Here is a 6019-nt window from a genome sequence, read left to right as displayed (position 1 = left end):
ATATTCTTGTCAATTAAAAAAGTCCCTGCTCCTGCCATAATCGGCAGCCAACAGGGACTTTCATAATACGCAGCGCAAAACCTCCGCGCTTTTAATCCAACTTAATATTCAATTTCAAAAGTCCGGCCTTCCGCATGGCCTGATAGATAATGACGACCAAAGGTCCCAAGAACAACCCGGCAACGCCCAGCAGTTCAAAGCCAATGTACAAGCTTATTAAAGCGGCGAGGGCATTAATCCCCACTGCTTCGCTTAGCACCTTAGGCTCCACAATGCGGCGGAAGATTGTCAAAGCCAGGAACAGGACCAGAAGTCCAATTCCCATCCCCGTATGCCCAACTAAAAGCTGATAACCCAACCAAGGGATGAACACCAGCCCAGTACCAATGACAGGGACGAATTCCATAACCATTACGAGTAAAGAGATCGCTAACGGATATTCCGCTCCAAGCACCAACAAACCTATGAAAGTGACCAAATACGTCAATATCGCCATGATGAGCTGAGCACGAATGAATCCAAAGATAGCTTCCCGCAAATACACAAGGACATTTTCCATTTTGGTTCTCGTCTGCTCCTCGAACATAGACAGGAAAGCGACTCTCAAATTCGGCAAGCTGAACATGCACAAATATAAAGCGATGACGTAGACGATCATAACGATAAAGAAATTCGGAATTTTGCCCGCCATATTCAGAAAGAATCCGGAAATTCCGCTCAACATGTCGGTTAACGTCGTGGTTAATGATTCGGTGCTTCGCTCCAGCCAGGTTTGCACCTGCGCCGCCATTTCGGGGGACAAGGAATCGTAGAACACCTGCGTTTGGCTAACGGCATGATCGACGTATTTATTGACTTCATCCATATAATTGGGAGCTTTTCGGCCAAGGTCAATAACTTCCGACACGACATTAAACCCTATGAAATAGAACAAGGCCACCAATAGCAGCGTAAAAATGGTACTGATGATCGACGCGGCAACCAACCGATTTACCTTAATAGCTCGCATGAGCAGCAACGTTAGAGGATCCATAAAGATAGCTGTAACCAAAGCAAGCAGGAAAGGTAACCCTATCGTGAATAATCCGTATAGGACCAGCAATCCAAGCAAGATGATTAGTGTCGTCTTAAGCGACATAGGAATTCCTCCGATTATTCATTTCCAGGCTTTATGACGTTGATTTTAGTAATATGTATACGTACAATACGCAACCGATCTACTTCAGAAACTTCAAAAACATGATTGCCTGAAGCCACTCTTTTCCCTTTAACCGGGGCTCCTTCCAGCTTCTTAAATAACCATCCGCCTATCGAATCTACATCCTCGTCTTCGATCTCCAAATCCAGCATATCGTTCAAATCTTCAATGAGCACGCGCCCGTCAACGGATGTATACTTATCTTTCACCTCAACTTCAGGCCGTTCGTCGATATCGAATTCGTCGTGCAGCTCGCCAACGATTTCCTCCATGATGTCCTCTAACGTAAGAAGACCCGCGGTACCGCCGTATTCATCCACAACAATCGCCAATTGCGAATGTTTTTTCTGCATGAGTTTCAAAACACGGCTTACTTCCATCGATTCCGGCACATTCAAAATAGGTCGAATGAATTCACTAATCTCGTGTTCTACATCCGGATCAGCCGTAAACAAATCGGTAATATGTACGAATCCGACAATTCGATCCTTATCCTCGTCAGCGACGGGATACCGGGTATGCTTCGTCTCATGAACCATCCGCAAGTTTTCGATAAAGCTCATCTCTAAATACAAGCAATCCATATCGGTCCGCGGCAGCATGACCTCCCTTGCAATACGCTCCGAGAATTCAAAAATATTATCGAAAAGCACCATTTCATCCTGATCGATATGCCCGCTCTTCACGCTCTCGTCCATCAGAATGCGGATTTCTTCCTCGGTATGCGCCGCCTCATGCTCACTTGCGGGTTCTACGCCAATCCAGGACAAGAACTTGTTAGCCGCACCATTAAGCACCCAAATGATCGGACGGAACAAGCGATAGAAGTACAACAGCGGCGCTGAGAGCCACAGGGAGGTTAATTCCGCTTTCTGAATCGCGAAGGACTTAGGCGCCAGTTCCCCCAGCACGATATGAAGGAAGGTAATGAAACCAAAGGCGAAGATGAAAGATATCGCATGCGTGTACACAGATGCTTCTAGACCTAACATGTGGAAAAGCGGTTCCATGATCAACTCGGAAACAGCCGGCTCCCCTACCCAACCTAAGCCTAATGAGGCTAAAGTAATTCCGAGCTGTGTAGCTGACAGATAAGTATCTAATTCCGATGTAACTTTGTCGGCATACTTTGCTTTGCTGCTGCCTTCATTAAGCAGCTGCTGAATGCGGGAATGCCGCACTTTAACAAGCGCAAATTCAGCAGCAACGAAGAAACCATTCAGCAGAACGAGGATAATTACTAATACCAGATTAAGAACAATAGGTCCAATTTCAAAGGAAGTATGTGGCAAGTGCGGATATCTCCTTCAGATAGATGATATTAGATAATAGCTTGTCGGCTTTTAAAATCAATGGAACGATAATACGAATCGGCCACCAGCAAGTTCGGGCCGCAGCAGGAAGCTGCGCTGCAGAAGCAATTCACCTTTTGATTCAGGGGATTATGCTCCCATCTTGCAAAAATCGTATCCAAGTGATCATCATGGATATTGCCCAGAGGCGGTTCATTCGCAAAATCGGTAACGAACACCTCGCCGGTAAATGTGCTCACATTTAAGCGATTTCGTCCATCCGGATCGTTCCGGACCGTGACATTCGGCTCTTCACGAAGCCTTTTTACCAGTAATCGGTCCTCTTCGAGCTCATTGCAAGCAAAAAACGGCAGAGTGCCGAATAACATCCACATATCGCGATTCCGACTGTCCAGCAAGCGATGAATGCTGCTTCTTAACTCGTCTAGTGAAACCATGGGCAGGTGGGAGGCGAAAGAGCTTGCATACATGGGATGAACCTCATGCCGTTTGCAGCCCATTTCATCAATCAGCTTGTGAATTTGCGGAAGCTTCTCATGCGTGCGCGTGTTGATCATGGATTCCGCCGATACGTACAATCCGCCTTTGCTTAACGCTATCGTATTGTCCACCATACGTTCATACATGCGCACCGCTGTTTCACGGCCTACCGGATGCTGGGAATTAACGAAACCGACCTGGTGGAAATCATCAGCATTCAAGTAATTAAAGGAGATATGCATAACATCTAGATACGGAGCAAGCAGCTCATACCGCTCCAAGTCGAGCGTCAAGTTCGAGTTGATTTGGGTACGAATTCCCCGCTCCCGTGCATATTTAAGGATGGGCAGCATGTAATCTTTGACAATCTTAATGTGATACGAAGGTTCTCCGCCTGTCAAACTGATTGTCTCCAAATGCTCTACCTGATCCAGCTTATTCAAAATAACGGGTAAGGGAATACGTGGCCCTTCCGTCATCGTTAACGAATCGCCTACCGCACAATGCTCACAGCGCATATTGCACAGATTGGTAATCGTCAACTCTACACTAGTAAGTACGTGTTTCCCGTATTGCCGATAAGACCGAATCGGGTCCCAAGGGTCATAAGCGGGAGATAGCTCCGGTAAAAAGGAGCGTGTTTCATTCATATTCATGCTGTTCACACCTGACCTATCATTTCCTATTCACTTGCATTTTGTTCTTATCATGCCTATACCTATGCCCTTTATTGTAACTTATGATGCGAAAAAAAGGAAACCACCTTGTCTTTCGCTACGGTTTCTCCGCAGGAATCGGCGATTTCACCCGCAGCCACTTCGGTGCCCACCAGTTCGCGTTGCCAAGCAGCTTCATCAAAGCGGGAACGAGCATGACGCGAACAATCGTAGCATCAATGAGGACCGCGAGGCCAAGACCTAGACCTAGCGCCTTCATGATTTCTATATCTGTGAAGATAAACGAACCGACAACTACAACCAGAATGAAAGCAGCGCTTGTAATCAAGCTGCCTGTTTTTTTGAGCCCTTCCGCTGTACTCTTGTCATTATCTCCGCTCGCTTCATATTCCTCCATAATGCGGGAAATTAAGAAAACTTCATAATCCATCGAGATGCCGAACACCACGCAAAAAATAATAACCGGCAGCGTTGCGCTGACATAACCAATGGATGTGATATGCAGCAAATCTGCCAAATAACCGTGCTGAAACACTAACACCACACACCCTAGGCTCGCCCCTAGACTTAGCATATTCATAAGGACAGCCTTCAGAGGCAGCAGAATGGACCGGAAGGCAATCAGAAGGACGAAATATGTAATCCCCATGACAAAAGTGAGCACGTAAGGTATTTCATCTTGTATGCGGTCGATGATATCCAGCCGGTAAGCCGGTCCGCCAGTGACGGCCACATCCAGGCCCTCTCGCTCCAAAGCGCGAAGTTTCCGTACAAGCCCGTCCGTCGAAGGATCATCCGGGTCATTCTCAGGCACAACAACGAGCAGCGCCGTATGTCCCTTTGCCAGCTTGGCCCCTTCGATCTGCTCTTTAACTCCTGGAGCCTTCAGCATGCCTGCTAATTCTGCATCCGTATGTTGTCCTAGCGAGCTGAGGTAGCTTTGAACCTCTTTCACGCCTGAAACGCCTTTTACTTTATCGCCGTACGCTCGAATTTGACGGATCGCAGACGCTTCCCAGATGTCATCACCTGTATGTACGACGATTTGAATGGGTCCCGTCATCCGAGGATCATAAGTCGTTTTGAGCAAGTCCGATCCGTAGCGCGACTCATAGTTAGGAGGCAGCACCTCGGCGTTAGGCACGCTCAGCTTCATCTGACCAATGGGGGTCATCGCATAGATCAAAGCGCCCCCAACCAGAATGACAAGCAGAACGGGGCGTTTCATCACACCATAAGCCATCTTTTCCCAGAATCGGGAAGATTCCTGCTTCCGGAAGCGCTTGGGCAGCACCTGAAGCGAATTAATTCGCTTGCCGAGCACCGCCAGCAGCGCAAGCAGCATCGTGTTGGCAACAACAACAGATATGGAGACGACAATGATCCCCCCTAAACACAGGGAGCGAAAAAACGTGAGATCCACGAACAGCATACCTAATAATCCAATCAGTACCGCAATGCCCGAGAAGAAAATGGATTTCCCGGCGGTCTGGCAAGTCATGGCCACCGCTTCAGCCACATTGGGTTGAACCTTCAGTTCCTCCCGGAAACGGCTAACCAGGAACAAGGCATAATCAATGCCTACGGCTAGTCCCAACATCGTCACCATATTGGGAAGAAAATTCGATAAGGACTGATGCTGGGCGATAAAATAGGTAATCCCCAGCGTGAGAGTAACACTCATGAGTCCCACGATCATTGGCAGCAGCGCCGCGACTAACGTCCCAAAAACAATTAACAATACGATAAGCGCGATGGGGAGGCCAATGGCTTCCGATTTGGCAATATCATGTTTGCTCGCTTCCTGCATGTCATGCAAAATAGCAGGTCCCCCGGTTACATAAACCTTCATGCCGGCGGGTGGTTGCACCCGTTCCTTCAACTCAGGGTATTTCTCCAGCGCCGGGTCCGTGTCCAGATCCAGCGAAACGTTCACAGCCTGAACATTTAAATGCCCTTCATTTCTAGGTGCAGCAACGAAATTCACGTTTTCTACATAGGGCAGCTTTTTTAATTCACTGAGGGAATCCATGATCGCCATCTGCTGCTCTTGCTTGGTCATATCGAGGCCATCCCCCGTATATACCAGATTGATCGTCGTAAGAGGCACGCCAAGCTCATCCCGCAGTTGGATAAGACCGAGATCCGACTCGCTTCCTTTTGGCGTAAAACCATTATCTTTGAGTATGCCGGGTGTTTTCTGTGCAAATAGCGCGAAACTAAGGAACAACAGCACGCAAAGCGTAAGGACTAGCCAGCGATAACGGTGCATGGCGTATCCCCATATCCAAAATTTCCCTTTCACCGCTGATTCTCTCACACACATCCCCCTGATCTGCAAAAAGAACCTG

The 6019-nt window shown here is 47.8% G+C and carries 4 protein-coding genes; all 4 read right to left on the bottom strand.

What is annotated here, in order from left to right; all coding sequences use genetic code 11:
- Positions 1-91: 91 nt before the first annotated feature.
- Positions 92-1138, bottom strand: coding sequence for a sporulation integral membrane protein YtvI (ytvI, locus tag PCH02S_RS33335; RefSeq protein WP_127458410.1), 1047 nt, complete (start codon positions 1136-1138; stop codon positions 92-94).
- A gap of 14 nt (positions 1139-1152) precedes the next feature.
- On the bottom strand, positions 1153-2490 hold the full coding sequence (locus PCH02S_RS33330) for a hemolysin family protein (protein ID WP_127458409.1): 1338 nt from the start codon (positions 2488-2490) through the stop codon (positions 1153-1155).
- 29 nt (positions 2491-2519) lie between these two features.
- The gene (gene yfkAB, locus PCH02S_RS33325) at positions 2520-3647 is read right to left on the bottom strand and encodes a radical SAM/CxCxxxxC motif protein YfkAB (protein WP_127458408.1); all 1128 of its coding nucleotides are present in this window, start codon (positions 3645-3647) and stop codon (positions 2520-2522) included.
- Positions 3648-3765: 118 nt separating this feature from the next.
- On the bottom strand, positions 3766-5994 hold the full coding sequence (locus PCH02S_RS33320; protein ID WP_127458407.1) for an MMPL family transporter: 2229 nt from the start codon (positions 5992-5994) through the stop codon (positions 3766-3768).
- Positions 5995-6019 lie beyond the last annotated feature (25 nt).

Origin of the sequence: Paenibacillus chondroitinus NBRC 15376 (genome assembly GCF_004000765.1) — a bacterium.
In the GTDB taxonomy this organism is placed as follows: Bacteria; Bacillota; Bacilli; order Paenibacillales; family NBRC-103111; genus Paenibacillus_E; species Paenibacillus_E chondroitinus.
This window is presented reverse-complemented; position numbering and strand designations above follow the sequence as displayed.

Bases quoted from the DNA above. Each gene is read 5' to 3' on its own strand.
- ytvI (WP_127458410.1), bottom strand. From the start codon at position 1,138: ATGTCGCTTAAGACGACACTAATCATCTTGCTTGGATTGCTGGTCCTA.
- yfkAB (WP_127458408.1), bottom strand. From the start codon at position 3,647: ATGAATATGAATGAAACACGCTCCTTTTTACCGGAGCTATCTCCCGCT.
- PCH02S_RS33320 (WP_127458407.1), bottom strand. From the start codon at position 5,994: ATGTGTGTGAGAGAATCAGCGGTGAAAGGGAAATTTTGGATATGGGGA.